This is a genomic window from Kineococcus sp. AC630 (assembly GCF_979255925.1).
This window is the reverse complement of record NZ_CEEDMJ010000002.1, coordinates 270,962-297,638: the sequence shown is the minus strand read 5'-3', so window position 1 is coordinate 297,638 and position 26,677 is coordinate 270,962. Positions and strand designations below refer to the sequence as shown.

At 73.7% G+C, this 26,677-nt stretch carries 29 protein-coding genes; 16 read left to right on the top strand and 13 right to left on the bottom strand.

Going from position 1 to position 26,677, the window contains the following annotated elements; genetic code table 11:
* Positions 1 to 40: 40 nt before the first annotated feature.
* On the top strand, positions 41 to 676 hold the full coding sequence (locus tag AC0I8G_RS03395) for a Maf family protein (protein ID WP_380158137.1): 636 nt from the start codon (positions 41 to 43) through the stop codon (positions 674 to 676).
* A 62-nt stretch (positions 677 to 738) separates the two neighbouring features.
* Positions 739 to 2,646 carry an acetyl/propionyl/methylcrotonyl-CoA carboxylase subunit alpha gene (locus AC0I8G_RS03390; protein WP_471728662.1) on the top strand — a complete coding sequence of 636 codons (1,908 nt, stop codon included), beginning with the start codon at positions 739 to 741 and terminating at the stop codon, positions 2,644 to 2,646.
* A gap of 62 nt (positions 2,647 to 2,708) precedes the next feature.
* Here AC0I8G_RS03390 and AC0I8G_RS03385 read toward each other — a convergent pair whose 3' ends face one another.
* Entirely contained in the window at positions 2,709 to 4,157 is a 1,449-nt protein-coding gene (locus AC0I8G_RS03385; protein ID WP_471728661.1) for an NAD(P)H-quinone dehydrogenase, read from the bottom strand.
* 21 nt (positions 4,158 to 4,178) lie between these two features.
* Between AC0I8G_RS03385 and AC0I8G_RS03380 the strand changes: the two genes are divergently transcribed.
* The 3 genes from AC0I8G_RS03380 (at position 4,179) to AC0I8G_RS03370 (ending at position 6,576) form a co-directional block, all read left to right on the top strand.
* Positions 4,179 to 4,631, top strand: coding sequence for a gamma-glutamylcyclotransferase (locus AC0I8G_RS03380; RefSeq protein ID WP_471728660.1), 453 nt, complete (start codon positions 4,179 to 4,181; stop codon positions 4,629 to 4,631).
* 15 nt (positions 4,632 to 4,646) lie between these two features.
* Complete coding sequence (locus tag AC0I8G_RS03375; RefSeq protein WP_471728659.1) at positions 4,647 to 5,483, top strand: purine-nucleoside phosphorylase; 837 nt, start codon at positions 4,647 to 4,649, stop codon at positions 5,481 to 5,483.
* Between the two features lie 97 nt (positions 5,484 to 5,580).
* Positions 5,581 to 6,576 carry an alpha/beta hydrolase gene (locus AC0I8G_RS03370; protein ID WP_471728658.1) on the top strand — a complete coding sequence of 332 codons (996 nt, stop codon included), beginning with the start codon at positions 5,581 to 5,583 and terminating at the stop codon, positions 6,574 to 6,576.
* 3 nt (positions 6,577 to 6,579) lie between these two features.
* On the opposite strand, the gene AC0I8G_RS03365 is transcribed toward AC0I8G_RS03370, so the two are convergent.
* The 5 genes from AC0I8G_RS03365 to AC0I8G_RS03345 are packed head-to-tail and all read right to left on the bottom strand — an operon-like array spanning position 6,580 to position 10,527.
* Positions 6,580 to 7,380: an ABC transporter permease gene (locus tag AC0I8G_RS03365; protein WP_380158144.1), complete on the bottom strand. Its 801-nt coding sequence runs from the start codon at positions 7,378 to 7,380 to the stop codon at positions 6,580 to 6,582.
* Entirely contained in the window at positions 7,377 to 8,378 is a 1,002-nt protein-coding gene (locus AC0I8G_RS03360) for an ATP-binding cassette domain-containing protein (RefSeq protein WP_471728657.1), read from the bottom strand. Before AC0I8G_RS03360 ends, AC0I8G_RS03365 begins: the two co-directional genes overlap by 4 nt.
* Before the next feature lie 10 nt (positions 8,379 to 8,388).
* Complete coding sequence (locus tag AC0I8G_RS03355) at positions 8,389 to 8,937, bottom strand: NUDIX domain-containing protein (protein WP_471728656.1); 549 nt, start codon at positions 8,935 to 8,937, stop codon at positions 8,389 to 8,391.
* Positions 8,938 to 8,979: 42 nt separating this feature from the next.
* The gene (locus AC0I8G_RS03350; protein ID WP_471728655.1) at positions 8,980 to 9,513 is read right to left on the bottom strand and encodes a GrpB family protein; all 534 of its coding nucleotides are present in this window, start codon (positions 9,511 to 9,513) and stop codon (positions 8,980 to 8,982) included.
* 3 nt (positions 9,514 to 9,516) lie between these two features.
* Positions 9,517 to 10,527 (bottom strand): CobW family GTP-binding protein, encoded by a 1,011-nt coding sequence (locus AC0I8G_RS03345; protein WP_471728654.1) that lies wholly within the window; start codon positions 10,525 to 10,527, stop codon positions 9,517 to 9,519.
* Between the two features lie 38 nt (positions 10,528 to 10,565).
* Between AC0I8G_RS03345 and AC0I8G_RS03340 the strand changes: the two genes are divergently transcribed.
* Genes AC0I8G_RS03340 through AC0I8G_RS03330 form a run of 3 tightly spaced genes read left to right on the top strand, consistent with a single transcriptional unit; the run spans position 10,566 to position 13,170 of the window.
* Positions 10,566 to 12,254 (top strand): phospho-sugar mutase, encoded by a 1,689-nt coding sequence (locus tag AC0I8G_RS03340; protein WP_471728653.1) that lies wholly within the window; start codon positions 10,566 to 10,568, stop codon positions 12,252 to 12,254.
* Positions 12,255 to 12,286: 32 nt separating this feature from the next.
* On the top strand, positions 12,287 to 12,943 hold the full coding sequence (locus AC0I8G_RS03335) for a hypothetical protein (protein ID WP_471728652.1): 657 nt from the start codon (positions 12,287 to 12,289) through the stop codon (positions 12,941 to 12,943).
* Positions 12,940 to 13,170: a helix-turn-helix domain-containing protein gene (locus AC0I8G_RS03330; RefSeq protein ID WP_471728651.1), complete on the top strand. Its 231-nt coding sequence runs from the start codon at positions 12,940 to 12,942 to the stop codon at positions 13,168 to 13,170. Before AC0I8G_RS03335 ends, AC0I8G_RS03330 begins: the two co-directional genes overlap by 4 nt.
* On the opposite strand, the gene AC0I8G_RS03325 is transcribed toward AC0I8G_RS03330, so the two are convergent.
* Entirely contained in the window at positions 13,158 to 13,892 is a 735-nt protein-coding gene (locus AC0I8G_RS03325; protein WP_471728650.1) for an SDR family oxidoreductase, read from the bottom strand. The two genes, AC0I8G_RS03330 and AC0I8G_RS03325, sit on opposite strands and share 13 nt — an antisense overlap.
* A 100-nt stretch (positions 13,893 to 13,992) precedes the next feature.
* Here AC0I8G_RS03325 and AC0I8G_RS03320 point away from each other — a divergent pair, with 100 nt between their 5' ends.
* A complete protein-coding gene (locus tag AC0I8G_RS03320) occupies positions 13,993 to 14,820 on the top strand; it encodes an MmyB family transcriptional regulator (protein WP_471728649.1) in 828 nt (275 codons plus the stop codon).
* 5 nt (positions 14,821 to 14,825) lie between these two features.
* Here AC0I8G_RS03320 and AC0I8G_RS03315 read toward each other — a convergent pair whose 3' ends face one another.
* Positions 14,826 to 15,674 carry a LysR family transcriptional regulator gene (locus AC0I8G_RS03315; RefSeq protein WP_471728648.1) on the bottom strand — a complete coding sequence of 283 codons (849 nt, stop codon included), beginning with the start codon at positions 15,672 to 15,674 and terminating at the stop codon, positions 14,826 to 14,828.
* Between the two features lie 94 nt (positions 15,675 to 15,768).
* Between AC0I8G_RS03315 and AC0I8G_RS03310 the strand changes: the two genes are divergently transcribed.
* A complete protein-coding gene (locus AC0I8G_RS03310) occupies positions 15,769 to 16,485 on the top strand; it encodes an SDR family oxidoreductase (protein WP_471728647.1) in 717 nt (238 codons plus the stop codon).
* Position 16,486: 1 nt separating this feature from the next.
* Here AC0I8G_RS03310 and AC0I8G_RS03305 read toward each other — a convergent pair whose 3' ends face one another.
* Positions 16,487 to 18,040: a PHP domain-containing protein gene (locus AC0I8G_RS03305; RefSeq protein WP_471728646.1), complete on the bottom strand. Its 1,554-nt coding sequence runs from the start codon at positions 18,038 to 18,040 to the stop codon at positions 16,487 to 16,489.
* A gap of 80 nt (positions 18,041 to 18,120) precedes the next feature.
* On the opposite strand from AC0I8G_RS03305, the gene AC0I8G_RS03300 reads away from it, so the two are divergent.
* The 3 genes from AC0I8G_RS03300 to AC0I8G_RS03290 all read left to right on the top strand — a co-directional run bounded on the left by AC0I8G_RS03300 (position 18,121) and on the right by AC0I8G_RS03290 (position 20,752).
* Positions 18,121 to 19,536: an aldehyde dehydrogenase family protein gene (locus tag AC0I8G_RS03300; protein ID WP_471728645.1), complete on the top strand. Its 1,416-nt coding sequence runs from the start codon at positions 18,121 to 18,123 to the stop codon at positions 19,534 to 19,536.
* Complete coding sequence (locus AC0I8G_RS03295; RefSeq protein WP_471728644.1) at positions 19,529 to 20,158, top strand: hypothetical protein; 630 nt, start codon at positions 19,529 to 19,531, stop codon at positions 20,156 to 20,158. The genes AC0I8G_RS03300 and AC0I8G_RS03295 overlap by 8 nt, the downstream gene beginning before the upstream one ends.
* Positions 20,159 to 20,227: 69 nt before the next feature.
* Positions 20,228 to 20,752, top strand: a complete 525-nt coding sequence (locus AC0I8G_RS03290; protein ID WP_471728643.1) for a CvpA family protein — start codon at positions 20,228 to 20,230, stop codon at positions 20,750 to 20,752.
* A 9-nt stretch (positions 20,753 to 20,761) separates the two neighbouring features.
* Here the strand turns inward: AC0I8G_RS03290 and AC0I8G_RS03285 are convergent, their stop codons facing one another.
* A complete protein-coding gene (locus AC0I8G_RS03285; protein ID WP_471728642.1) occupies positions 20,762 to 21,250 on the bottom strand; it encodes a MarR family winged helix-turn-helix transcriptional regulator in 489 nt (162 codons plus the stop codon).
* Between the two features lie 88 nt (positions 21,251 to 21,338).
* On the opposite strand from AC0I8G_RS03285, the gene AC0I8G_RS03280 reads away from it, so the two are divergent.
* Both AC0I8G_RS03280 and rsgA read left to right on the top strand, forming a co-directional pair.
* On the top strand, positions 21,339 to 22,244 hold the full coding sequence (locus AC0I8G_RS03280; RefSeq protein ID WP_471728641.1) for an NADP-dependent oxidoreductase: 906 nt from the start codon (positions 21,339 to 21,341) through the stop codon (positions 22,242 to 22,244).
* 56 nt (positions 22,245 to 22,300) lie between these two features.
* Positions 22,301 to 23,386: a ribosome small subunit-dependent GTPase A gene (rsgA, locus tag AC0I8G_RS03275; RefSeq protein WP_471728640.1), complete on the top strand. Its 1,086-nt coding sequence runs from the start codon at positions 22,301 to 22,303 to the stop codon at positions 23,384 to 23,386.
* A gap of 2 nt (positions 23,387 to 23,388) precedes the next feature.
* Here the strand turns inward: rsgA and AC0I8G_RS03270 are convergent, their stop codons facing one another.
* The gene (locus tag AC0I8G_RS03270) at positions 23,389 to 23,952 is read right to left on the bottom strand and encodes a TIGR03086 family metal-binding protein (protein ID WP_471728639.1); all 564 of its coding nucleotides are present in this window, start codon (positions 23,950 to 23,952) and stop codon (positions 23,389 to 23,391) included.
* Between the two features lie 61 nt (positions 23,953 to 24,013).
* Between AC0I8G_RS03270 and AC0I8G_RS03265 the strand changes: the two genes are divergently transcribed.
* Complete coding sequence (locus tag AC0I8G_RS03265; protein WP_471728638.1) at positions 24,014 to 24,985, top strand: helix-turn-helix transcriptional regulator; 972 nt, start codon at positions 24,014 to 24,016, stop codon at positions 24,983 to 24,985.
* Here AC0I8G_RS03265 and AC0I8G_RS03260 read toward each other — a convergent pair.
* Positions 24,973 to 26,082 carry an adenosine deaminase gene (locus tag AC0I8G_RS03260; protein WP_328294837.1) on the bottom strand — a complete coding sequence of 370 codons (1,110 nt, stop codon included), beginning with the start codon at positions 26,080 to 26,082 and terminating at the stop codon, positions 24,973 to 24,975. The genes AC0I8G_RS03265 and AC0I8G_RS03260 overlap by 13 nt on opposite strands.
* Before the next feature lie 16 nt (positions 26,083 to 26,098).
* Positions 26,099 to 26,665 carry a helix-turn-helix domain-containing protein gene (locus tag AC0I8G_RS03255; protein ID WP_471728637.1) on the bottom strand — a complete coding sequence of 189 codons (567 nt, stop codon included), beginning with the start codon at positions 26,663 to 26,665 and terminating at the stop codon, positions 26,099 to 26,101.
* Between the last annotated feature and the right edge of the window lie 12 nt (positions 26,666 to 26,677).

Here is a 26,677-nt window from a genome sequence, read left to right as displayed (position 1 = left end):
GGGGGACGGTCCGGGGTGTCGGGCGTGGAACCATGACGGCGTGACGTCGCTGCTCCTCGCCTCCGCCTCGCCCGCCCGGCTGGCCACCCTCCGCTCCGCCGGGATCGACCCGCAGGTCATCGTGTCGGGGGTCGACGAACCCGCGGTGGTCGCGCACTACGGCGTCACCGACGCCGAGGACGTCTGCCTGGTCCTGGCCAAGGCGAAGGCCGAGGACGTCGCCGGGCACGACGACGTCGCCGAGGACGCGCTGGTCCTGGGCTGCGACTCCGTCCTCGCCTTCGACGGTCAGGTCCTCGGCAAGCCGAGCGACGCCGCCGACGCGAGCGCCCGCTGGCAGGCCATGCGCGGGCGCAGCGGGGTGCTGCACACGGGTCACTGGCTGATCGACACCCGGGACTCCGACGCGGGTGGCTCCGGCGCGACCATCGGCGGCGTCGCCAGCGTGACCGTCCACTTCGCCGACGTCTCCGACGCCGAGATCGAGGCCTACGTCGCGACGGGCGAACCGCTGCTCGTCGCGGGTGCCTTCACCCTCGACGGCCTCGGTGGGGCGTTCGTCCGCGGGGTCGAGGGCGACCCGCACGCCGTCGTGGGGGTGTCGCTGCCGCTGCTGCGGGACCTCGCGCGGGAGGCGGGCGTCCGGTGGACCGACCTGTGGGCGCCGCGCGGGTAGTCTCAGCCCTCGTCCCGCCACCCCCGCACCTCCCCACCCCCCTCGATCTCCGGAGACGCCGCATGACCTCCCCCGAACCGTCCACCGAGTCGTCGACGACTGCGGTACGGGTGACGGGTCCGGTCACCAAGGTCCTCGTCGCCAACCGGGGCGAGATCGCGGTGCGCGTGGTGCGCGCCGCCCGCGACGCGGGTCTGCAGTCGGTCGCCGTGTACTCCGAGGGTGACCGCGACGCGCTGCACGTCCGGATGGCCGACGAGGCGTACTCCCTGGGCGGGACCAGCGCCAAGGAGACCTACCTCGACGGGACCAAGCTCGTCGAGGTCGCGGTGCGTTCCGGCGCCGACGCCGTCCACCCGGGTTACGGGTTCCTCTCCGAGAACGCCGGGTTCGCCCAGCAGGTCATGGACGCCGGGCTCACCTGGATCGGCCCGCCGCCCAGCGCGATCGAGGCCCTCGGCGACAAGGTCTCGGCCCGTCACCTGGCCGCCCGCGCCGGGGCCCCGCTGGTCGCCGGCACCCCGGACCCGGTGAACGGACCCGAGGAGGTCATCGCCTTCGCCGACGAGCACGGTCTGCCGATCGCGATCAAGGCCGCCTTCGGCGGTGGCGGCCGCGGACTGAAGGTCGCCCGCGACCGCGACAAGATCGCCGAGCTGTTCGCCTCCGCCGTCCGCGAGGCCGAGGCCGCCTTCGGCCGGGGCGAGTGCTTCGTCGAGCGCTACCTCGACCGTCCCCGCCACGTCGAGACCCAGGTCCTGGCCGACGCCCACGGCGGTGCGGTCGTGGTGTCCACGCGCGACTGCTCGCTGCAGCGCCGCCACCAGAAGCTCGTCGAGGAGGCGCCCGCGCCGTTCCTCAGCGCCGAGCAGGACGCCGAGCTCCGCCGTGCGTCGCTGGCGATCGTGCGCGAGGCCGGCTACGTCGGGGCGGGGACCGTCGAGTTCCTCGTCGCGGCCGACGGGACGCTGGCCTTCCTCGAGGTCAACACCCGCCTGCAGGTGGAACACCCCGTCACCGAGGAGATCAGCGGTCTCGACCTCGTGGTCGAGCAGTTCCGCATCGCCCGCGGCGAGCACCTGGGCTACTCCGAGGTCGCCACCCGCGGCCACTCCATCGAGTTCCGCATCAACGGCGAGGACCCGACGGCGAACTTCCTGCCCCGTCCGGGGAAGCTCACGCGGTTCTCGATCCCCTCCGGTCCCGGTGTCCGCGTCGACACCGGGATCGACCCCCGCGCCGTGGCCGTCAACGGTGGCGTCGAGATCTCCCAGGACTTCGACTCCCTGCTGGCGAAGCTCATCGTGACCGGCGCGACCCGCGAGCAGGCCCTGGCCCGGGCGGCCCGCGCCCTGGGCGAGTTCGCCGTCGAGGGGGTCCCGACGGTCATCCCGTTCCACCGCGCGGTCGTGGCCGACCCCGCCTTCGCGGCCACGAAGAGCGAGGACTTCACGATCCACACCCGCTGGATCGAGACCGACTTCGACGCCTCGACCCTGCCGGGTGCCGGTGCGCTGGAGGCCGGTGGGGACGGTGCGCAGCACCGCGAGACGATCGTCGTCGAGGTCGCCGGGAAGCGCCTCGAGGTGTCCTTCCCCGTCGAGCAGTTCAACGCGCAGCTCTCCCGCGCCGGTCAGGAGATCTCCCGGGCCGGGGTGGCGACGGGTGCGGCCGTGGCCCGCGCCTACCGTTCCGCGACGCACCGCGGCGGCAAGGGCAAGACCAAGGCCGTCGGCGGTTCGGCGCAGAACCCGAACGCGCTGGTCACCCCCATGCAGGGGACCATCGTCAAGATCGAGGTCGCCGAGGGTGACGTCGTCGCCGAGGGCCAGCTCGTCGCGGTCCTCGAGGCCATGAAGATGGAACAGCCGTTGCTGGCCCACAAGGCCGGGACGATCACCGGTCTGACCGCCGCCCAGGGCGACACGACGACCACCGGCACTGTGCTCTGCGAGATCCTCGACGCGTGAGCTGACCCCCACCGCGGAACTCCGCCCGCAGCGTCGGGGAGTTCCGCGGTGAGGTGCGTGCGCTACTCCCCCATCACGTGCAGCTGCCGCGCGGCCTCGGCGAGCGATCCCGTGAGCGAGGGGTAGATCGTGAAGGCGTGCGCGACGTCGTCGACGTTGAGCCGCTTCTCGACGGCGAGGGTCACCGGGAAGATGAGTTCGCTGGCCCGCGGCGCGACGACGACCCCGCCGATGACGGTGCCGGACCCGGTGCGGCAGAACAGCTTCACGAACCCGTCGTGGATGCCGAGCATCTTGGCGCGGGCGTTGGTGGCGAGCGGGAGCTTCACGATCTCGCCCTGCGCCTCCCCGGAGTCGATCTGCGCCTGGGTCCAGCCGACCGTCGCGATCTCCGGCGAGGTGAACACCGTGGAGGCGACCGAACGGAGCTTCAGCGGGGCCACGGTGTCGCCGAGCGCGTGCCACATCGCGATGCGGCCCTGCATGGCCGCGACCGAGGCGAGCGGGAACACCCCGGTGCAGTCGCCGGCGGCGTAGACGCCGCGGGCCGAGGTGCGCGACACCTTGTCGACGTCGATGTGACCCGACTCGCTGGTCCAGACACCGGCCTCCTCCAGCCCGAGCCCGGCGGTGTTCGGGATCGCCCCGACCGCGACGATGCAGTGCGACCCCTCGACGGTGCGGCCGTCGGCGAGGGTCACGGTCACGGAGTCTCCGTGACGTTCCACCTTCGCGGCCCGCGAGCGCGACATGACGTCCATGCCGCGGCGGCGGAACACGCTCTCGAGGACCTCGGCGGCGTCGGCGTCCTCCCCCGGCAGCACCCGGTCGCGGGAGGAGATGAGGGTGACGTGCGCCCCGAGCGCGTCGTAGGCGTTCGCGAACTCGGCACCGGTGACCCCGGAACCGACGACGATCAGGTGCTCGGGGAGTTCGGTGAGGTCGTAGACCTGCTTCCAGGTGAGGATCCGTTCCCCGTCGGGTTCGGCGTCGGGCAGCGTCCGCGGCCGGGCGCCGACGGAGACGAGCACGACGTCGGCCTCGACCCGCGCGCCCGCGTCCTCGCCGTCGCTCACGACCACCGCGTTCGGCCCGTCGAGGGCACCGGCGCCGGAGAGCAGCGTGACGCCCTCCTTCTCCAGCCGGGCCCGCACGTCCGCTGACTGCGCGGAGGCCAGCGCCTTGACCCGGGCGTGCACGCGCGCGAGGTCGACGGTCACCGCGCCGGCGGGTTCGGAGTCGGGGGTGCTGCCGCCGGGGAAGCGGACCCCGAGCTCGGCGGCGCCCGCGACGCTGGCCATCAGCTCGGCCGTGGCGATGAGCGTCTTGGAGGGCACGACGTCGGTGAGGACGGTGGAACCACCGAGGCCGTCGCGTTCGACGACGGTGACGTCGGCCCCCAGCTGGGCCGCGACGAGGGCCGCCTCGTAGCCGCCGGGACCGCCGCCGAGGATCGCGACGCGGGTCGCCTGGTTGATCGGGGACGCGCTGGTGGGACTCACGGACGCCATGGTCCCCTACCCTTTCACTCCGTGCCCGCCTACGCCGCGTACGCGACCAACCTCGATCCCGAAGCCATGATGCAGAAGGCTCCGCACTCCCCCCTGCGTTCCACGGGGTGGCTGCAGGACTGGCGTCTGACCTTCGGTGGCGACGACCGCAGCTGGGAGGGACCGCTCGCGACGGTCGTCGAAGCCCCCGGGGACCAGGTCTACGTCGCCCTCTACGACGTGACCGACGCCGACGAGGCCCGTCTCGACGCCAAGGAGGGGATGGACCTGGGTCTCTTCCGCAAGATCCGCGTCCGGGTCAAGACCCTCGACGGGGACGTCGTCGCCTGGACCTACGCGATCGACGACTACGAGGGCGGGCTGCCGACGGCGCGCTACCTGGGGCGCCTCGCCGACGCCGCGGAGGCCGGCGGTGCCCCGCACGACTACGTCCTCAGCCTGCGTGCGCGCCCCTGCCGGTCCAACGACGCCTGACCTAGGGTGGGGCGCGTGACCTCGATCGCCGCCCCTGACGCCGCTGAGCACGACCCCTTCGCCCTCGCGGAGGAGACGGCCGCGACCTTGGCCGAGCTCAGCGGGGTCGGACGCCACGACGTGGCCCTGATCCTCGGATCGGGCTGGTCGGCCGCGGCGGACCAGCTGGGTGAGGTCGTGGCGACGTTGCCCGCCACCGACCTCCCCGGGTTCCTGCCGCCGGCCGTGGTCGGCCACGCGGGGACGGTCCGCTCGGTGTCGGTCGCCCGCCCCGGGGGGACCCCGCTGCGGGCCCTGGTCCTGCCCCGGTCGCACTTCTACGAGGGTCACGGGGTGCGCGCCGTCGCCCACGGTGTCCGGGTCGCCGCGGCTGCGGGCTGCCGCACGATCGTGCTCACCAACGGTTGCGGTGGACTCGACCCGGCGATCCCGGCCGGTTCGCCGGTCCTGATCTCGGACCACCTGAACTTCACCGGCGCCTCGCCGCTGGAGGGTCCGACGTTCGTCGACATGACGGACCTCTACTCCGCCAGGCTGCGCGGGGTCGCGCGCACGGTCGACCCGGACCTCGCCGAGGGCGTCTACGCCCAGTTCCGCGGGCCGCAGTACGAGACGCCCGCGGAGGTGCGGATGGCCGGGGTCCTCGGGGCGCAACTGGTCGGCATGTCCACGGCGCTGGAGGCCATCGCGGCCCGGCACGCGGGGATGGAGGTCCTGGGCCTCTCCCTGGTCACCAACCTCGCCGCGGGGGTCTCCGACCAGCCGCTCTCGCACGAGGAGGTGCTGCAGGCCGGGCGGGACGCCGCCGGTCGCTGCGCCGCCCTGCTGGCCGGGGTCGTGCCACTGCTCTGACCCCCTCTCGGCGCGGGGACCGCGTGGGTTCCGTGGACCTCGGGTGCAGACCCGCGCGGGCACCCCTCGCGCCGGCGGGAGTCGGGAGGATCAGGGGGTGCTCCCGTCCTCCCCCGTCCTCGCCCGCGCCCGCCGCCTCGGTTCGGCCTCCGCGCTGGCGGCCCTCCTGCTGGTGACGGGGTGCAGCGGCGGCGGTGGGACCGGTCGTCCGGACCCGGCGGGCTCGCCGTCGTCCTCCCCCACCGCTCCTGCGGCGAGTGCCCCGGCGAACCCCCACGTGGCCGACGCGCAGCAGTTCACCGGCAAGGACTTCGGCGACGGCCAGGTCCGCCAGACCGTCCTGGAGGGCGCGAGGTCCGGGGTGACGATGACGGTGTGGGTGTGGACCCCACCGCAGTACGACGACCCCCGCTACGCCCACTCCGACTTCCCGGTGCTGTTCCTCTACCCGGGGGGCGACGGCGCCTCCTACAACAACTGGACCGACCGCTCGTACTCGGCGCTGGACGTCGTCCGGACGGGGTCGGCGAACGGTTCCGTCCTGCCCTTCGTCCTCGTCATGCCGGAGATGCAGGTCTCGAAGGACCTCGACACCGAGTGCACCGACCTGCCGGGTGAGCCCGCCGTCGGGACGTTCCTCGACACCGACGTCCCGACCATGGTGCGCGACGACTTCCGCGTCACGGCCCCGGGTCGCGGGTGGGGTACGGCGGGTGCGTCGTCGGGGGCCTACTGCGCCGCGGCCGTCGCGTTGCGCCACCCGGAGGACTTCGGGGCCGTCGTCAGCATCGCCGGGTACTTCGACATGGAGACGAACCTGCCCCAGCGCAAGGACCCCGCCGTCCGGGCGCTCTACCCCACCGCCCTCGCCGCGCAGGGCAGAGCGGGTTTCCCGGTGCTGCTGCTGGCCGGGACCGCCAGCCCGGACGACGTCACCCGGGCCCAGCGCTTCGCGCAGCTCCTCCGCCCGCCCGCCACCGCCGAGATCTCCCTGCAGCAGGGCGGGCAGCACCTGACCACGTCGTTCAAGGCCGTGATGCCCCAGGTCTTCGCGTTCTTCAGCCGGCACCTGAGCGGACCCACGCCGTCCTGAGCGTCAGCGCGCGGCGGCCCGCTTGTACTGGCGCGTCGCCAGCGGGACGAACACGACGAGGATGACGACGATCCAGGCCAGGGTGTAGAGCTCCGCGTGCTGCAGCGCCCACGACGAGGGTTCCGCGCCGGGCCCCACGTTGCCGAACCGCTCACGCGCCGACTGCACCAACGTCGACACCGGGTTCCACTCGGCGATGTGCCGCAGGACCGGGGGGTAGCTCTCGATGGGCACGAAGCCGTTGGTGAGGAAGGTGACCGGGAAGATCGTGATGAACGTCAGGTTGTTGAACGCTTCGGGGGTGCGGATCAGCAACCCGAGCATCGCCATGCACCACGAGATCGCGTAGGCGAACAGCAGGAGCAGCGCGTACCCGACCACGGCGTCCAGGAACGACGTCCGGATCCGCCAGCCGATGATCAATCCCGTCAGGGACATGATGACGGTGACGATCACGTTGGTCACCACGTCGGAGGACGTCCGCCCCACCAGCACGGCCGACTGGGCCATGGGCAGCGAGCGGAACCGTTCGATGATCCCCTTCTGCATGTCGTCGGCCAACCCGGCGCCCGTGATGGTGGCCCCGAAGATGACCGTCTGGGCGAAGATCCCGGGGACGAGGAACTCCCGGTAGTTGATGCCCGGGACCTCGATCGCCCCGCCGAAGACGTACCCGAACAGCAGGATGAACATGATCGGGGAGATGAGGGTCCCGACCAGCAGGTCGGGGATCCGCTTGATCTTGATGAGGTTGCGCTTGGCGACGACGGACCCGTCGGCGAGCGCCATGCCCAGCGAGCTCATGCGTTCTGCTCCTCGTGCTCGTCGGCGAGTTCCTCGGCGGGTTTGCCGGTGAGGGTGAGGAAGACGTCGTCCAGGGTCGGCCGGCGCAGCCCGGCGTCGAGCGGGACGACCCCCACCGCCTCGAGCCGGCGCAGTGCGTCCACGAGGGCGGGGGTGCCCCCGCTGACCGGGACGGTCACCCGGCGGGCGCGGCGTTCGACCTGGATCTCCCCCACCGCGACCGGCCGCAGGATCTCCACCGCGGTCTCGACCTCGGCGTCGACCGCGACGACGACCTCGACCCGCTGACCGCCGACCTGCGTCTTGAGCTCGTCCGCCGTGCCGCGGGCGATGACGCGGCCGTGGTCGATGACCACGATGTCGTCGGCGAGGCGTTCGGCCTCCTCCAGGTACTGCGTGGTCAGCAGCAGGGTCGTCCCGCCCTGGACCATCTGGGTCAGCAGTTCCCACATGTCGTTGCGCGAGCGCGGGTCCAGACCCGTCGTCGGCTCGTCGAGGAACAGCACCGGGGGCTGGGCGACGAGCGCCCCGGCCAGGTCGAGGCGACGACGCATCCCACCGGAGTAGGTCTTGGCCACCCGGTTCGCCGCGTCGCTCAGCCGGAACTGCTCGAGGAGTTCGTGCGCCCGTTCGCGGGACCGCTTGCGGCCCAGGTGGTAGAGCCGGCCCACCATGTCCAGGTTCTCGAACCCGGTCAGGTTCTCGTCGACCGCCGCGTACTGCCCGGACAGGCCGATGCGGCGGCGGACCTCGCGCGGGTCGCGCAGGACGTCCACCCCGGCCACGGTGGCGCTCCCCTCGTCGGGGACGAGCAGCGTCGTGAGGACGCGCACCGTCGTCGTCTTGCCGGCGCCGTTCGGCCCCAGCAGCGCGAGGACCGTGCCCTCGGGCACGTCGAGGTCCACCCCCGCCAGTGCCGTGACGTCCCCGTACCGCTTGACCAGACCGCGGGCGCTGACCGCTGACCCCGTGACTGCTGCTGGACCGCTCACCGACATGTCCTCGACCCTAGGAGAGACCACCGACACCACGCCCGTCCTTCGCCTCGCCATTTCGATCCGTTCGACGTCCCGACCCGGGCCGCGGTAAGAACTCATCGTCCGACCACCCCCGTTCCAGCAGCGTCTCCCCGGCCCGCCAGGCCGCGATCGCCGCCGCGACGTGGTCCACGGTGTCGTCGGGCAGGTCGTCGACGTCGGCCCAGCGCAGCTCGTCGCACTTGTCCGGTTCGCCGATCCTCGGCTCCCCCGACCAGCGGTGGACCGCAAAGAACGTGTGCAGGTACTCCCGGTCCCCCGGGCGTTCCGGGGCCAGGTGCGCGGTGAGGACCAGCCGGGCGTCCGCGGGGTCGACCCGCAGGCAGACCTCCTCGGCCACCTCGCGGACCAGCGCGGCCCGCAGCGGTTCACCGCCGTCGACGTGGCCGGCGGGCAGCCCGAGCTCGCCGTCGTGGTACCCCGAACCGCGCCGCCGCGCGAGCAGCACCCGGGACCCGTGGAGCACCAGGGCCTGCACCGCGAGCGGCACGCTGAACCTGCCACGGGGATCGTCGACCACAGCGGCGACCCTCTCACCGACCTCCGACGCGATGATCACCGGTCAGGGTGCGGAGTCCGGCGACGCGTCGCCCGCGAGCACGCGCGCCACGAACTCCGACTTCCGCTGCGTGTACGCGAACCTGTCGCCGACGTGGTCGAGGGCGAGGCGGCGTTTGAGCGCCGCGTACTCGTCCCGGAGGACGGCATCGGACCGCAGGGCGTCCCGGAACCCGAGGTAGGCCCGCCAGGCGGGGCCCCCCTCCACGACGACGTGGACGAGGTGGGTCCGCCACCCGGGCTCCCGCCCGAAGACGCGGTCGTCCGGGATCCCCACGTCACCGGCGTAGTCGTAGCCGAGCGAGGCCATGACCTCCACCATCTCGTCCGCGGCCCGGAGTTCCGCGACACCGACGCAGAGGTCGATGACGGGTTTCGCGGGAAGACCGGGGACGGACGTGCTGCCCACGTGCTCGACCCGCCGGGTCCAGCGTCGCAGCGCCACCCGCAGCCGGTCGCCCTCGACCCGGCCCGCCGTGATCCACGCCGCAGCGTGGGGAACCAGCTCGACCTCTCCGTCGCGCAGCCCCAGCGTCACCCGCTACACCCCCTCGGTGTCCCGCAGGACTCCCATCATCGCCATCTCATCGTCGAGCGGCGGCCCGTCGTGCACGCACGCCTGCAGATCGGCCAGCAGGGCCTCGGCGTCCAACCCCGCACCGATGAGCACGAGTTCGCTCGCCCGGTCCGAGCCCCGTGGCCAGTCGCCCCGTTCGAACCGCACCGCCGCCCCGACGGTGTGCAGCAGGTAGCGCTGCGGGAAACCCTCGACGGCGAACCGCAGGAAGCCCTTCATCCGGAAGACCCCGGACGGGCGAGCGGCGAGGAACTCCACGAACCGGCGCGGGTCCAGCGGGGCGGCGCTGCGGAACTCCAGGGCGTCGTACATCGTGTGCAGGTGGTCGGTGTGCTCGTGCTCCCCGACGAGTTCCCCGAGGGTCAGCTGCCGCTGTTCCCGGGGGCGCTGCTCGAAGAGCAACCGCGCGTCCATCCGGCCGCGCGCGGCGGGGACGACGGGGGCCCACGCGTTGAGCCCCCGGCACACCTCGGCGACCCGCGCCGCCGCCTCCGGGGACACCAGGTCGGTCTTGGTGAGCAGCACGACGTCCGCCATCGCGACGTGGTCGTCGAGTTCGGCGTGCCGCAGCCGGGTGGCCTCGAACTCCACGGCGTCGACCACGACGACGAGCCCGCCGTAGCTCACCCCGGGCACGGAACTGCTCAGCACCTGGCGGACCATCGCCCCGGGTTCCGCGACCCCGCTCGCCTCGATGACGACGGCGTCCAACTCCGCCCCCCGACGCGCGGCCGTCAGCCGGGTCAGCAACTCGTCGATGGTCCCCTCGTCGGTGGAGCAGCACAGACAGCCGTTCTCCAGCGACACCGTGCTGTCGGCCCAGCCGGCCACGAGGAGGGCGTCGATGCCGACGGCGCCGAAGTCGTTGACGACGACCCCGAGCCGTACGTCGGTGGCCGAGCGCAGCAACTGGTTGAGGACCGTGGTCTTGCCCGCTCCGAGGAACCCGGCGAGGACGACCACGGGAGTGCTCACCCGGCCATCGTCGCACGGGGTCCTCGTAGGGTGAGGGGGTGAACGCCGACCCGTCGCAGACCCTGCACGACCGCGTCCGGACCTGGATCGAGGACGATCCCGAACCCCGCGACCGCGCCGCCCTGGAGGCGTTGCTGAGCGCGGCGACGGCCGGGGACGCCGAGGCCGGGCAGGAACTCGCGGACCGGTTCAGCGGGCCCCTGGAGTTCGGGACCGCCGGACTGCGCGGGGTCGTCGCCGCCGGGGAGCACCGGATGAACCGGGCCGTGGTGCAGCGGGCAGCCGCGGGTCTCGGGGCCTGGTTGACCCAGCGCTTCGAGCGCCCCCGCGTCGTGATCGGGCTCGACGCCCGCCACGGCTCGCGCGAGTTCGCCGACGACTCCGCCGCCGTCCTCACCGCGGCCGGCTGCGAGGTCCTGCTGCTGCCCCGGCCGCTGCCGACGCCGCTGCTGGCCTTCGCCGTGCGCCGCTACGCCGCCGACGCCGGCGTCATGGTCACGGCGAGCCACAACCCCGCCCGGGACAACGGCTACAAGGTCTACCTCGGCGGCCGGGTCGCCCCCGAGGACGGCCGGGGGGTGCAGATCGTGCCACCGGCCGACGCCGAGATCGCCGCCTGCATCGCCGCCGTCGGACCGCTGCGCGACCTCCCCCTGGCCACGCAGGGGTGGACGGTGCTCGGTGAGGAGGTCGTGGAGGACTACCTCGCCGCGATCACCGACGCGGTGCGGCCGGCGCCGGGGCGCGACCCGAGGGTCGTCGTCACCCCGATGCACGGCGTCGGCGGACCGGTGCTGCTGGAGGCGCTGCGGCGCAACGGCTTCCACGACGTCCACATGGTCCCGGAGCAGGCCGACCCCGATCCGGAGTTCCCGACCGTGCCCTTCCCCAACCCCGAGGAGGCCGGCGCGCTCGACCGCGCGGTCGCCCTGGCGCAGCGGCTGGGCGCGGACGTCGTGCTGGCCGTGGACCCCGACGCCGACCGCTGCTGCGTGGCCGTTCCCGGACCCGAGGGGTTCACGACGCTGAGCGGCGACGACCTCGGCCGGGTGCTGGGGGACGAACTCGCCGCGCCCGGCGCGGTCCTGGCCTGCTCGGTGGTGAGTTCCCAGGCCCTGGCCGCCGTCGCCGAACGCCACGGCGCGCGCTTCGCGTCCGCCCTCACGGGGTTCAAGTGGATCGCCCGCGTCCCGGAACTCACCTTCGGCTACGAGGAGGCGATCGGCTACTGCGTCGCCCCGGAGGTCGTCCGGGACAAGGACGGGATCTCCGCCTCGCTGCTCGTCGCCGGGATCGTCCGCCGGGAACTCGCGGCGGCGCGCACCCTGCACGACGTCCTGGCCGACCTCGACCGCGCCGACGGCGTCCACCTGACCGCTCCGGTGACGATCCGCGTGGAGGACCTCTCCCTCATCCCGGCCACCATGGCGAGGCTGCGCGCGCAACCGCCCACGAGCCTCGGCGGTTCGCCGGTGACCAGCGTCGAGGACCTCGCGGACGGTCTCGACGGACTCCCACCCACGGACGGGCTGCGTTTCCGCACCAGCGACGGCACCCGGGTCGTGGTGCGCCCGAGCGGGACCGAGCCGAAGCTCAAGGGCTACTGCGAGGTCGTGGCCGCCGTGACGGACGGGGACGACGGGGAACTCACCGTGGTGCGTGCCGCCGCCCGCGAGCGTCTGTCCGCGGTGACGGCGGACGTGCGGGCGGTCGTCGCGATCGACTGACACATCGATCGTCGATGTGCCACGCTCACGGTGTGACGTATCGACTGTCGATGGCCCCGCGGGTGGCGCAGCGTTTCGGCGTGCACCTGCGCCCGCACGTGATCGCGCTCACCGCGTTCGTGGCGCGACGTCTCGCCTGGCTCTGCCTCGTCGTGGGAGCCCTGATCCTCATCAGCCCGGGAGGGGACGGCAGCTACCTGCCGGTCCAAGCTTCCGGCGGGTACACCGTGATCAACGGGACGGTGACCGCCCCAGCGGTCCCCCGAGGGGTCCAGGTGCTGGTGCCGGTCGGCGACTCCGAACCCGTGCTCACGCTCAATTCGCCCCCGCCGGGCGAGAACAGGCTCGCCAACGGACGGACCGCGCTGACCTGGCTGAGCGTGGGTGCCGCCGCCTGGTGGCTGGGTCCGCTGCTGCGCACTTTCGCCTCCGGTGACCCGTTCGAGCGCGGCAACCCGCGGCGGTTGCGCCTCACCGCCCTGGCCGTCCTGGTTGCGACCCATGTCGCCCCGCTGCTGCCCCCGCTGGCGGCGCACCTGGCCCTGAACCGCCTGGGGGTGGACGGGTTCTCCCCGCGGTGGGGATTTCCCGTGCACATCCCGATCCTCTTCGTCGTTCTCCTGCTCCTCCTCGCCGGCGCCCTGCGCCAGGGTCGTTCCCTGCAGGACGACCTGGTCGGCCTGGTGTGACGGACGAAGACCAGCACCACCGCGTCGTCTGCCACCTCGACCGCCTCCTCGCCGAGCGCGGGATGACGCTCGCCGAACTCGCCGCGCGGGTCGGGGTGACCGTGGTGAACCTCTCGGTCCTCAAGAACGACCGGGCCCGCGCGGTCCGGTTCTCCACCCTGACCTCGATCTGCGACGTGCTGGGGTGCCAGCCCGGTGACGTTTTCAGCGTCGCTCAGGGTCGCTGAGCGGCGGGCTGCACCACGATCTCGCTGACGTCCACGCCGGCGGGTTCCTCGACGGCGTAGCGGACGGCGCGACCGATGGCGTCGGGTCCGATGGCGTTGCGGCGGTAGGCGACCATCCCGTCGGCGGCGGCCGCGTCGGTGATGTGCGTCGCGAGCTCGCTCTCGACGACCCCCGGGCTGACGGTGGTCACCCGGATCTGCGGCGGCAGGTCCATCCGCACCCCCTCCATCAGCGCCCGCACGGCGTACTTCGTGGCGCAGTAGACCGCCGCGGTCGGGGAGACGCTGTGCGCGCCCACCGAGGCGGTCGTCACGAAGTGTCCGCGACCCTGGCGCTGGAAGTGCGGGAGGGCCGCGGCGATGCCGTTCAGGACACCCTTGACGTTGACGTCGACCATCCGTTCCCACTCGTCCACGAGCAGCGAACCCACGGGCGAGAGCAGCATCACGCCGGAGTTCCCGACGAGGACGTCGATCCGGCCGTGATCGGCCACGACGGCGTCCACGACGCTGCGGTGGGCCACCGCGTCGGTGACGTCGAGCACGGCGGTCGAGGCGGAGAACCCCTGGGCGGTGAGGTCGGCCGCGATCCGGCCGAGTCGTTCGGCACGGCGCGCCGCGAGGACGACGTGGTGTCCGGCTGCGGCGAGTTCGCGGGCGACCCCCTCACCGATGCCGCTGGAAGCACCGGTGACGAGGACGATCTTCTGCTGTTCGGTCATGCTTCGAGGTTCGCGGCCGCGAGGAGCGCGAGGGAGACCGCGCTCAGGGTGGCCGCGCCACACCTACCCTCGGCCGCCGCCGACGACCTACCGTTCAGACGTGAGCACCGCACTCGGGGACTACCTGCGCGCCCGGCGGGCCGATGTCTCCCCCACCGAGGCCGGCCTCCCCGCGGGTCCTCGGCGACGGGTCCCGGGACTGCGCCGCAGCGAGGTCGCCGTCCTCGCCGACATCAGCGTCGAGTACTACGTCCGCCTCGAGCAGGGCCGCGAACGTGGTCCCTCCCCCGCCGTCCTGGACGCCCTCGCCGCCGCGTTGCGGTTGCCCCGCGACGGGCACGAGCACCTCTACCGCCTGGCCGGTCTCGCCCCGGTACCCGAGGCCACCGGTCCCGAACGGGTCGATCCGCGCCTGACCGGCCTGCTGCAGACCTGGACGGCGACCCCGGCCCTGGTCCTCGGCCGGGCCCTGGACGTGCTGGCCGCGAACCCGGTGGGCACCGAACTGTTCAGCGGTTTCCCCACGACCCGCAACCTGGTCGAGTTCGTGTTCCTGGACCCCGGCGCGCGGGACCTCTACCCGGACTGGGACGTCGTCGCCCGCAACACCCTGGCCGCCCTGCGCCTCGCCGACGGGGCCCACCCGGGCGACCCGCGGATCGCCCGGGTACGGGACCGGTTGGGAACCAGCGCGGAGTTCCTGCGGACGTGGGCCCGGCACGACGCCCGGGGCAAGACCGCGGAGCTCAAGACGTTCGACCACCCGCGGGCAGGCGAGATGACCCTGCACGTCCAGACCTTCGACGTCCGCGACGCCGCGGGCCAACAACTCGCCGTCTACCACGCCGATCCGGGAACTCCCAGCGCCGACGGGCTGGCCCTGCTGGGGATCCTCGCCGCGCAGCGCTCCCGGGAGACGACGGGCTGAGCCGGTCAGCGCCCCACGGCCGCCCGCACCAGAGCGGCCACCGCGAGGGAGGAACTGTGCGCGGGCCACGCGATGTGGGTCCCGACCACCGGCGCGTCCACGACGGGAACCGCCCGGTGCTCGGCCCACAACCACGACCGCGCCGACTCCGGGAACACCGCGACGGTCCGGCCGAGGGCGATCAGCTGGGCGAGCTGGGACACGTCGCTGATCGCCGGCCCCGGACCGGGGAGGAACGAACCGTCGCGCTGCGGCCAGCGGGCCATCGGCAGGCCGGGGAGGTCGGAGACCTCGGCCACCGTGACCGAACTCCGCGACGCGAGGGGGTGCGTGGCGGGGAGGATCGCGACCTGCCCCTCGGTCGAGAGCTGCTCGCTGTCGAAACCCGCGAGGGAGTTGAACGGGGTGTGCAGCAACGCCACGTCGGCGCGGCCGTCGCGCAGCATCTGCGCCTGGTCGCACAACCCGCTCGGCAGGACCTCGACGGCGACGGCGCCCGGTTCGGCCGCGTAGGCGTCGAGGACCTTCCGCAGCAGTTCGTGCGAACCGGCAGCCTTGACCGTGAGGACGAGCGTCCCCCGCTGCGCGACCGCCCGCCGCGTCCGGCGGGCGGCGGCGCTCGCGGCCTCCAGCGTCGCGCGGCCCTCGACCAGCAGCACCGACCCGGCGTCGGTCAGGCTGACCCCCTGCCGGTCGCGTTCCAGCAGGAGGACCCCGAGGCGGCGTTCGAGCTGCTGGATGGCCCGTGAGAGCGGCGGTTGCGCGATGCCGAGGCGTTGCGCCGCCCGGCCGAAGTGCAGGTCCTCCGCCACGGCGACGAAGTACCGCAACTCCCGGGTCTCCAACGTGTCCACCACGACAGCCTACGCATCGTGATACCCGGAAGGTATGACGGACCACCCGATCGGTGTTGGACCGGCACGGGAACCCCGACCGACCATCGAGCACATGAGTGAGAAGAAGACCGCGCTGGTCACCGGCGCGAACAAGGGCATCGGCTACGAGATCGCGGCAGGGCTGGGCACCCTCGGCTTCCGGGTGGGCGTCGGGGCCCGGGACCCGGAACGCCTCGGGACGGCCGTGGCGAAGCTCCGGGCCGACGGCGTGGACGCGTTCGGCGTCCCCCTGGACGTCACCGACGACGCGAGCGTCGCCGCGGCGGCGGAACTCCTGCAACGGCAGGAGGGCCGCCTCGACGTCCTCGTGAACAACTCCGGGATCTCCGGCCCGTACACCCCCGACTGGACCCAGGACCCGACGACGCTCGACCTCGACGCCGTCCGGGCCGTGGTCGACGTGAACGTCTACGGAACCGTCCGGGTGACGAACGCCCTGCTGCCCCTGCTGCGCCGGGCCCCGTCCCCCCGGATCGTGAACACCTCCAGCAGCATGGGTTCGCTGACGCGGCGGACCGGACCGGTGATGGCCGCCTACGCGCCGTCGAAGAGCTTCCTGAACGCGATCACCGTGCAGTACGCCCGGCAGCTGGAGGGCACCGGGATCCTGGTCAACGCCGCCTGCCCGGGGCTGGTCGCGACCGACTTCACGGGTTTCCACGGCCGGAGCCCGGCCGAGGGGGCCGCGACCCCGGTCCGGCTCGCGACCCTGCCCGACGGCGGCCCCAGCGGTGGTTTCTTCGACGACGAGGGCGAGGTCCCCTGGTGAGTCAGCGCACGTCGACGAACACCGGGTTCGTGTAGCACCACAGGTCGTCCCACGGGTCGGAGTCCCCGATCCGGTCGACCAGCGGGTGCCCGTCGGCGGCCTGGTGGCGACCGTCGCTGCCGCGGAAGCGGACGTACAACGGGTCTGCGACCCCGCGCAGGACGGTGCGGAACACCTGACGGCCGGTGGCGGAGGCCGGGACCTCGAAGCTCTCGACCACCCGGGTTCCCGGCGCCTCGAACAGGTCCCGGTCGACGTCGGCCACCCGCCCGGTGACCGTTCCCACGATGACGTCCCAGCGGGCCGAGCGTGGGACCGCACCGCTGCCGTTGGCCTGCGTCGCAGGGTCGACGACGAGTTCGACCTCGACGTCGCCACCGCGGTCGACGGTCGTCCGCGCCCCGAACGTCACCCCCGGGCCGGCGCCCGTCCGGACCCGTCCCTCGACGGCCTTCACCAACCCGCCGTGCACGACGAAGACCCGCCCGGACCGCAGCGCGCCCATCACCGACCGGTAGTCCCGGGACGCGGAACCCACGCAGGTCCGGGAGTAGAAACCCGGCGCGAAGTCGACGTAACCGTGCTGCACGACCCCGGTCTCGACGGGTTCTCCGCGGGAACCGTGTTCGCGGTAGTGCTCCAGCGAGAGGTTCCCGACCCGGACGGTGTCGCCGATGTCGAAGTGGTTGTCGGAGTTCGCGGTGATCCACCACGGCAGCCCCTCGGCCAGCAGCGAGTCCCACAACCCGCCCATCCGGGCGGTCGCGGCGTCGAACCCGCCCCACGTCCGGTACTGGTCGAGGTCGTAGCCGGGGAAGGACCACTTCCCGGGACGTTCGTCGTACTGACCGCGTCCCCGCCCGCGTCCGAGCGGGGCGGGCAGCGCCGCGGCCTGGTGACCGGGTGCCCCCTCCCAGCCGATGAACACCCCGGGCGCCGCGTCGCGCCAGCCGCGCACCTTCGACGGGGTGACCCGACCGGTCCGCATGGGGTGGTTCGAGAGCACGAGGGCCTCGCCGACGGTCCCGGTCCGCAGTTCCTCGACGAGCCAGGCGAGGGCGTCGAGACCGACCTGTTCCGCCTCCGGGCCGGGGTGGACGGAGTCCTCGATCAGCCGTGGGCCGCCGGGGTTCTGCCGCGCCCCGAGGACGTCGCCGTCGAAGGCGCGTTCGAAGCGCTGCAGCAGGTCGGGGGTGTCCACGTGCTCGGGGGCGATGAACGTCGCGTGCTCGGCGCCCGGGATGTTCCACTCCATGCCCTGGAAGACCAGGACGGGGTGGCGGCGGCGAGCCTCGGCGATCAGCGGGGTCTGCAGCGCGACGGACTGCTTGGCGTGGTCGGGGCCGCCGTGGTCGGTGATGACCATCCAGTCCAGCCCGCACTCGTGCGCCCGGCGGACCTGGTCGTCCACGGAGTACATCGCGTCGCGGGAGAAGGTGGTGTGGATGTGGTGGTCCCCGGCGTACCAGGCGAAGTCCCGGTCGTCGCCGTCGGAACTGACCGGATCGGGCGGCAGCGGGGACGGCGCGTGGGAGTGCGGTTCGTCGGAGAGCACGGGCCCCAGCCTGCCAGTCGGGGGACGGAGTGCTCGAACGACCCTCTCCCGGCACAGGAACCTCAGTAGACTCACTGATCGTGAGCACTTCGCTACCGGACGCTGTCGTGGGACTGGGTGCCCCACGGGAGTCCCCGTTGCGGGTGTCCACCGCCGGAGCGGCGTTCCCGACGGGCCTGCGGATGACCACGGGGTCCCCCACCGGACCCTCCACCCCGCGGTCCGGCGAGCCGTCGACCGACCTGCCCGACGTCGTCCCCGACCTCGTCGTCGCCGACGGCCCCGTCGGGGGTTCCGGCACCGGTCCCCTGCTCGAGGTGCTCGCCCCGACCACCGGGGAACGCCTGCTCTCGGTCGAGGACACCCCACCGGACCTGGTGCAGCGCATCGTCTCCGACACGGCCGCGACCAGCCGCAGCGACTGGGCCTGGTTGTCGGCGGAGGACCGGGCGCGCTTCCTCTTCGCCATCGCCGACGTCCTCGCCGACCACGTCCGCGCGCTCGCCGTGACCGCGGCCCTCACCACGGGGCGGCCCGTCGCGGCCGGGTACACCCTCGACGCCCCGGCCGCGCACGCCGCCGCCTTCTCCGCCGCCGGCTGGGCGGACAAGCTGGAGGCCGTCGGCGCCGCCCACCGTCCCGGCGGGGGTGTCGTCGGGGTGCTGACGACCTGGCGGACCAGCACCGCCGACGCCCTGACCGCGATCGTGGCGGGGCTGGCGACCGGCTGCGGTGTCGTCCTGCGGGCACGGCCGGCCGCGGCGGCGAGCGCCCGGCAGCTCGTCCGGCTCGTGGAGGAGGCGGGTGTCCCGCACGGTCTGGTCCGGGTCGCGCCCGGGGCGGACCAGGCCACCGACGCCCGGTTGTGGGCGCACGCGGACCTCGTGGCGGTCCGCGCCGACGGCTCCCTCGACGACCTGCGCAGCGTGGGCATCGCCCTCGCCCACGCCGGAACGCCTCTGCTGCAACGGCTCGACGCGCCCCACGTCGACGTGGTCCTGCCGGAGGCGGACCTGGAGGAGGTGATGGCCGCACTCGTCGCCGCGGCCGTCGGTGGCGCCCACGAACGGCCCGGCGGGTCGCGGGTGGTCGTGGCCCGCACCGTGGCCGACGCGCTGGTGGCCCGGGTGGCGCCCGTCGTCGCGCGACTGCGCACCGGGCACCCGCTGGACCGGGCGACGGCGGTCGGCCCCGTCCCGAGCCCGCACCTCGCCCGCGCCGGTCACGAGGCCCTGGACAGCGCCTTACCGTCCGGGCTGCCCGAGGCCGGCTGGTGGACGCCGCCGGGGGTCGTCACGCTCGGCCGGCACAGCGCGTGGCCACCGCCGGGGCCCGTCCTGGGGGTGCGGACCATCCGCTCGCCCGCCGACGTGCTGCCCCACCTCGAAGGGGCCGGCTCCGTCACCGTGTGGGGCGGCTCCCTGGGCACCGACGTCCCGGCACCGCCGGACCCGCGGCGGGACGCGCTGGACCTCCTCCGGGCCTGCCGTGGGTGAAGCGCCGTTCAGCCCTGACCCCTCCCACAGCGCCGCTCGTCGCGGGCGCGCCCTGCTGGCCGCCGCGGCCGAGGTCGAGGCCGGGCGGACCACGTTCGTCGAGCGGGTCCGGCGGGCGCACCGGTGCGGGATCTCCGAGGCGGTCGCCCAGGTCGACGGCTGCGTGGACACGATCGTGCGCTGGGCGGGGTGGGCCGACAAGCTCGACCTGCTGCTGCCCGTCGCCATCGACCGCCGGCCACCTCCGGTGGCGATCCTGGCGCCGGAGGAGTTCCTCGGCGCCGCCCGCGCGATCTGCTCGGCCCTGGCGGCGGGTGCGCGCTGCGTCGTCGCGCACGAGTCGGCGGCCGTCGGGGCGCTGGTCGACGTGGTCGCGGCGGAGTTCCCCGCGAGCGCGGTGACCGTCGTCGCCCGGGACCCCGACACGGTGCGCAGGCTGGCGACGACGGTGACGCTGCTGGACGCCCGGGCGGCGGCGGCCGACTACGACGCGGACCTGCGCCTGGCCTGCGCCGAGGCCGGGACCCGGGTCCTCCCGCCGCTGTCCCCGGCGGCGCTGGCCGACCTGGCCGACCTGGACCTCGTCGCGGCCCTCTTCTCGGGGGCCACCGTTCCGGTGTGACCCTGAGCGGACCCTGAAGTTCCCGGCGGAAGGGCGACGACGGCGACCTCCCGTGCCTACCGTCGGCGCGTGGACCTCACCCCCGAACGCCTCGCGCCCCTGCTCGTCGTCCTCGCCGTCCTCCTCGCGGCGGTTCTCGTCGTGCTCGCCGCCCGGTCGGGGTGGCGCCGGGGTGCCTCCCGCCCGGTCCTCGCCCTGCTCGGCGTGGCGGTCGGTGCCGTCACCGGCGTCGAGGTGGCCGCCCGGATCCAGGCGCACTGGCCGCAGACCGGCGGGGACGCCGTGATCCTCTCGATCGGCACGGTGCTCGTGCTGGCCGTCGTCGGGGCGTCGCTGGGCGCCGCCGTCGGTGCCGGACTGGCGCGGGCCCTGGGCGCGGTGCACCTGGGGGTCCTGGACCGGGTGGCCGGGGCCGTGGTGCGTGGCGGGCTGGCCGTCGTGCTCTGCGCCGTGCTCCTCCCGTTCCTCCCGCTGGTGCCCGGTGACGGTCTGCGCCAGTCGCTCGAACAGGTGGGCCGACACGTGCTCGACCCCGTCGCCACCGCGGTCGGCGCCACGCTGGGCGGACCGGGGGGCGGACCGGATCCCCGCTGACGGCAGCGGTCACCCCCGTCCGCGACGGGACCGCGCCGAGCGCGGCGGAGCCTGCCGCAGCCGGTCCCGGACGGGGCCGAGGACGCGCTGGAGGGCGTCGAGGTCGCGTTGCGGGACGTCCTCGAAGAGGAGGCCGCGCACGACGTCGACGTGGCCGGGCATAACCGTCGCGAGCACGTCGCGCCCGGCGGCGGTGAGGGTGACGACGGTGCTGCGCTCGTCGTGGGGCGAGGATTTCCGCTCGATGAGACCGCGCTTCTCGAGCTGCCCGGCCTGGTAGGTGAATCCGCTGCGGCTGTAGACGATCCGGTCGGCGAGGTCGGTCATGCGGTGATCCACCGACGGACTGGTGCCGAGGGTCGCGAGGATCTGGAACTGGACGGGGCTGAGGTCCCCGTCGGCGCGCAGCTGGGCCGTGACGGCCTGCTCGAGCAGGTTCCCGACCTCGGTCAGGGCGAGGTACGTCGCCAGTTGCTGCTCACTCAGTCCGCGGTCCACCCCCTCAGGGTACTTGCGTCGAATTCGAAGCAGTCGTACTCTCAGCAGGTGCTTCGAATTCGGAGCACCTGCTGATGGAGGAGAGCCCATGCGCGCCGTTCGCATCACCCGGTACGGAACCGCCGACACCCTGCGGGTCGAGGAGGTCGACCGCCCCGTCCCCGCCGACGGCGAGGTCCTCGTCCGGGTCGCCGCCACCACGTTCAACGCCGTCGACGGCGCCATCCGGGCCGGGTACATGACCGAGCTGATCCCCGTGGACCTGCCGTACACCCCGGGGCTCGACCTCGCCGGCACCGTCGAGGACACCGGCCAGGACGTCATCGCCTTCCTCGGCGTCCCCGTCGGCGGCGGCGCGGCGGAGTTCGCGGCCGTCCCCGAGGACCTGCTGGTCCCGGCGCCACGCTCGATCCCGCTGACCGACGCCGCCGCCCTGCCCGTCGCCGGGCTCACCGCGTTCCAGGGCCTGTTCGACCACGGCGGCCTGCAGGCCGGGCAGCGGGTGCTGGTCAACGGGGCCGGCGGTGGGGTCGGCGGGTTCGCGGTCCAGCTCGCGAAGCGGGCCGGGGCCCACGTGATCGCCACCGCGAGTCCCCGCAGCCGGGCCGCCGTGCTCGCCGCCGGTGCGGACGAGGTGATCGACTACACGACCACCCCCCTCGCCGACGGCCTCACCGGACCCGTCGACCTGGTGTTCAACAACGTCTCCGGCGACCCCGCGGAACTCAGCCGGCTGACCGACCTCGTCCGCGACGGCGGGCGGGCCGTCAGCGCTCCCCCGCTCCCCCTCACCGACGACGAGGCCCGCGACGTCCACTGGCGGATCCTCTACGTCCGCAACGACACCGCCCAGCTGGCCGAACTCGTGCGAGCCGTCGACGCCGGAGAACTCTCCGTCGACGTCTCCACCCGTCGCCCGCTGGCCGAACTGGCCGCCGTGCACGCCGACGGCGAGGCCGGGAGGTTGCGCGGACGCGCCGTCGTCACCCTCTGAGGAACCCCTCCGAAAACCCGTCGCCGCCCCCGGGCCGCGGAACCTAGCCTGCTCGCGTGCCCGAACCCGACGAACACCCCGGCGACCCCCTCGCCCGCCTCGGCTGGGACGAGGACTGGGACGACCGGTGGAACTCCTTCCGCGCGGCGACCACCCACGACGGGCAGCACCTGCTGCCCGCCCGTGTCGTCCGCGTGCACCGCGGCGCCTGCGACGTCGAGACCCCGCTCGGCCCGCAACGGGTGGAAACTCCCCCGGGGCACCTGGTCCCGGCCCCCACGACCGGTGACTGGGTGGGGTTGGTGCTGGACGCCCCGGAAGGGCCCCGGGTGCTGGGCGTCCTCCCGCGGCGCACCGTGCTCGCCCGCGCCTCGGTCACCGGACGGTCGGTCGACCACCAGCTCGCCGCGAACGTCGACACCGTCGTGATCGCCATCGGCGCCGACTCCCGCCTCTCCCTCGGGCGGGTGGAACGCTTCCTCGCCCTCGCGTGGAACTCCGGGGCACGCCCCGTCGTCGCCCTCACCAAGTCCGACCTCCTGGCCCGGGACGAGCTCGCGGAGACCCTCGCCACCGTCCGCGGCGACGCCGTGGGCGCCGACGTCGTCGCGGTGAGTTCCACCGACCCGGCCAGCGTCGAGGCCCTGCGCGACCACCTCCGGGGAACCGTCGTCCTCCTCGGGTCCTCCGGCGCGGGGAAGTCGACCCTGGCCAACGCCCTGCTCGGTGAGGAACGTTTCGCGGTGGGGGCCGTCCGGTCCGTGGACGGCAAGGGACGGCACACGACGGTGACCCGGGAACTCGTTCCGCTGCCCGGGGGTCTCGTCCTCGTCGACACCCCCGGGTTGCGCACCCTCGGCGTCGCGGAACTCGGCGACGGGCTGGAACGGACGTTCGCCGACCTCGACGAGGTCGCGGTCGACTGCCGGTTCTCCGACTGCTCGCACACGAACGAACCCGGCTGCGCGGTGCTGTCGGCGATCGACGCGGGGGTGTTCGAGCAGCGGCGGCTCGACAGCTACCGCAGGCTGGAACGGGAACAGGCGTGGTTCGCCTCCCGGACCGACCACCGCCTCGCCGCGGAACGCCGCAAGGAGTGGAAGAAGCTCGTCAAGGCCACCCGCGACCGCCACCACTCCTGACCTCAGCCCCGACCGAGCCAGGCCGCGAGACGGACGTGGGCCGGGGCGTCGGCGGGAACCTCGACGGGGTCCCCGAACGGGAAACCCGTCCGGTCGCGGGGCACGAAGCGCATCGAGTCCGCCAGGGCCGTCTCCGCCAGTTCCTCGTCGAGCAGGTCGGTGCGCCCGATCGCCACGGCCAGGTCGCCGGCGTGGGTCGCGAACTCCTGGACGTACACCGTCGCGGCGGCGGCGCCCGGCATCGGCCCGGCGGGGTGGGTCACCGTCCTGGTCAGGAGCGCGTCGTCGGCCCAGACCGCCCGCATCTCCGCGACCCCCGCCCGGTAGGCGGAACCCCACCCTTCCCCGGGTGCGCCCGAGGTCATCGTCGGCAGGTCGTACGGAAGCCCGCCGCGGCCGATGTGGGCGACCCGGCGGGTCACGGCCACGAGGTGGCCCACGAGGTCGAGCACCGACCACTCGGCGCAGGGCGTCCTCAGGTCGTGGTCCTCCGCACGCACGGTCTCGAGGAGGTCGCCGGCGAGGTCGGCGGCGCGGAACAGGTCGTCTCTGGGGTCTGTGGTCATGGCCCCAGGTTCCCCCCTGAACATGACACCTCCTGTCGTGTTCTGGTGACATCCTCACCGGGTGCGCGCCGACCGACTGCTCTCGCTGCTCTTCCTGCTGCAGACGCACGGGCGGATGTCCGCCCCCGACCTCTCCACCCGCCTGGAGGTCTCGGTGCGCACGATCCTGCGCGACGTCGAGGCCCTCTCGAGCGCGGGCGTCCCCGTCTGGACCGAACGCGGCCGCGGCGGCGGGATCGCGTTGATGCCGAACTGGCGCACGGACGTCTCGGGTTTCACCACCGCGGAGGCGCGGGCGTTGTTCTCCGGTGCCTCGGGAACGGGTGACCCCCAGCGCGGGGCGTGGGAGTCGGCCGTCCGGAAACTCCTGGCCGCCACCCCGGAGGGCCGTCGGGAACCCTTCCGGCGCGCCGCCGAACGGATCCTCGTCGAACCCGGCGGGTGGCGTTCGCGCGACCGCAACCCACCGCACCTGGCCGAGCTCCAGGAGGCCGTGTTCTCGGCGCGCCGGATCCGGATGCGCTACCGCTCGGCGGGGGCGACGCGGACGAGCACCCGGACCCTCGATCCCCTCGGCCTGGTCGCCAAGGGTGGGGTCTGGTACCTGGTGGGGAAGGTGGCGGACGGGGAACGGTTGTTCCGGGTGGACCGGGTCCTCGACGTCGAGCTCCTCGACGACACCGTCGCCGACGACCTCCCGGAACTCGCGGCGGTCTGGGCGCGGCTGCGCGCCGAGGTCGAGCGGCACGACACCCCGGGAACGATCGTGCGGATGCGGGTCGCCGCCGGGGACGCCGGCCTGCTGCTGCGCATCGCCGACGCCCAGCTGCTCGACGAACCCCGGGTCGTCGCCCACGGCGAGGAGGTCGAGATCACCGCGACCTTCCGGGCCCCGCAGGCCGCCCGGGCGGTCCTGCTGGGACTCGGGACGACGGTCCACGTGCTGGAACCCGCCGAACTCGTCGCGGACCTCGTGCGGACGGCCCGCGACGTGCTCGAACGCTACGGCGACCCGGGAGGTCAGGCCGAGTAGGCGGGGCGGATCACGTCGCTCGCGATCGCGAGACGTTCCGGGAAGGGCAGGAAGGAGGCGGACAGCGCCGTGATCGTGGCGCGTTCCACGTCGGCGAGGTCCCAGCCGGCCTCGTCGACGAGCAGGGAGAACTCCTTCGACAGCGACGTCCCGGACATCAGCCGGTTGTCGGTGTTCACGCTGATCGAGAACCCGAGGTCCTTGAGCACGGTGACGGGGTGGTCCGCGACGCTGGTCGCGGCCCCCGTCTGCACGTTGGAGGACGGGCAGAGTTCCAGGACGATCCCGCGGTCGCGGACCCAGGTCGCGAGGCGGCCGAGCTTCGCCACGGGCAGGCCGAACCGGTCGCGTCCCTCCCCGAGTTCGACGTCCTCGATGATCCGGACCCCGTGCCCGATGCGTTCGGCGCCGCAGGGGTGGACCGCGTCGGCGATGCTCGGCAGGCCGAACGCCTCACCGGCGTGGATGGTGACGGGGAAGTTCTCGGCGTGCAGCCGGTCGAAGGCCGCGAGGTGGTTCGAGGGCGGGAACCCGATCTCCGCCCCGGCGATGTCGAAACCGACGACACCGGCGTCGCGGTGGCGCAGGGCGAGTTCGGCGATCTCGAGGCCGCGGTCGGCGTGCCGCATGGCGGTGACGAGGGTGCCGACCCGGATCGGCGTGCCCGCCTCGGCGGCGAGCTGCTCACCGCGGCGCATGCCTTCCTCGACGGCGACGACGACCTCGTCGAGGCTCAGGCCGCCCTGCAGGTGCTGCTCGGGGGCGTAGCGCAGCTCGCCGTAGACGACGCCGTCGGCGGCGAGGTCGAGGACGGCCTCGGTCGCGACCCGGGCCAGCGACTCGGCGTCCTGCATGACGGCGACGGTGTGGTCGAAGGTCTCGAGGTAGCGGACCAGCGTCCCGGAGTCCGCGGCGTCGCGGAACCAGGCGCCGAGTTCCTCGGGATCGGTGGTCGGCAGCCGGTGCCCGTTCGCGGCGGCGATCTCGACGATGGTCGCGGGCCGCAGCCCGCCGTCGAGGTGGTCGTGCAGCGACACCTTCGGCAGGGCGCGGAGGCGCTCGATGGTCGGGGGGGTGGTGCTCTCGGGAGTGCTCACCCCCCGATCGTGCCAGTCACGCGCGGACCAGGCAGACCAGGTAGCGGCAGGCGTCGTCGGAGTCGTTGACGTAGGCGCAGTCCTGCGCCGGCCCGAGCCGCAGGCAGTCCCCGGGGCCGAGGTCGTGGACCTGAGGACCCTCCTCGAACCGCAACCGGCCGGCGAGGACCCAGACCTGGTGGTGGGTGCCGGCGTAGGTGGCGGCCGGGAACCCGATCCGCGCCCCCGGCGGCAGGTCCACCTCGATGAGTTCCAGCGGTCCGCCCGTGCCGGGGGTGACCGCGCGCCGGACGTAGCCGGTGGCCGGGTCCGTCCAGACCGGTTGCTCCGCACGGCGCGCGACCTGGCGCTCCTCCCCCTCCGCGCGGGCGACCAGTTGCGACAGCGTCAGCCCCAGCGCCCCTGCCAGTCGCCCCAGCAGGACCGCGGTCGGTTGGGCCGCACCACGTTCCACCTTCGCGATCATCGCGCGGGAGACCCCGGACGCGTCCGCGAGCGCCGCGACCGAGAGCCCGCGGGCGCTGCGGACCGAGCTGACCGTCCGGGCCAGGGAGTCCGCGAGGGACGTCGAGGGGGCAGCCATGCTGGACACCAT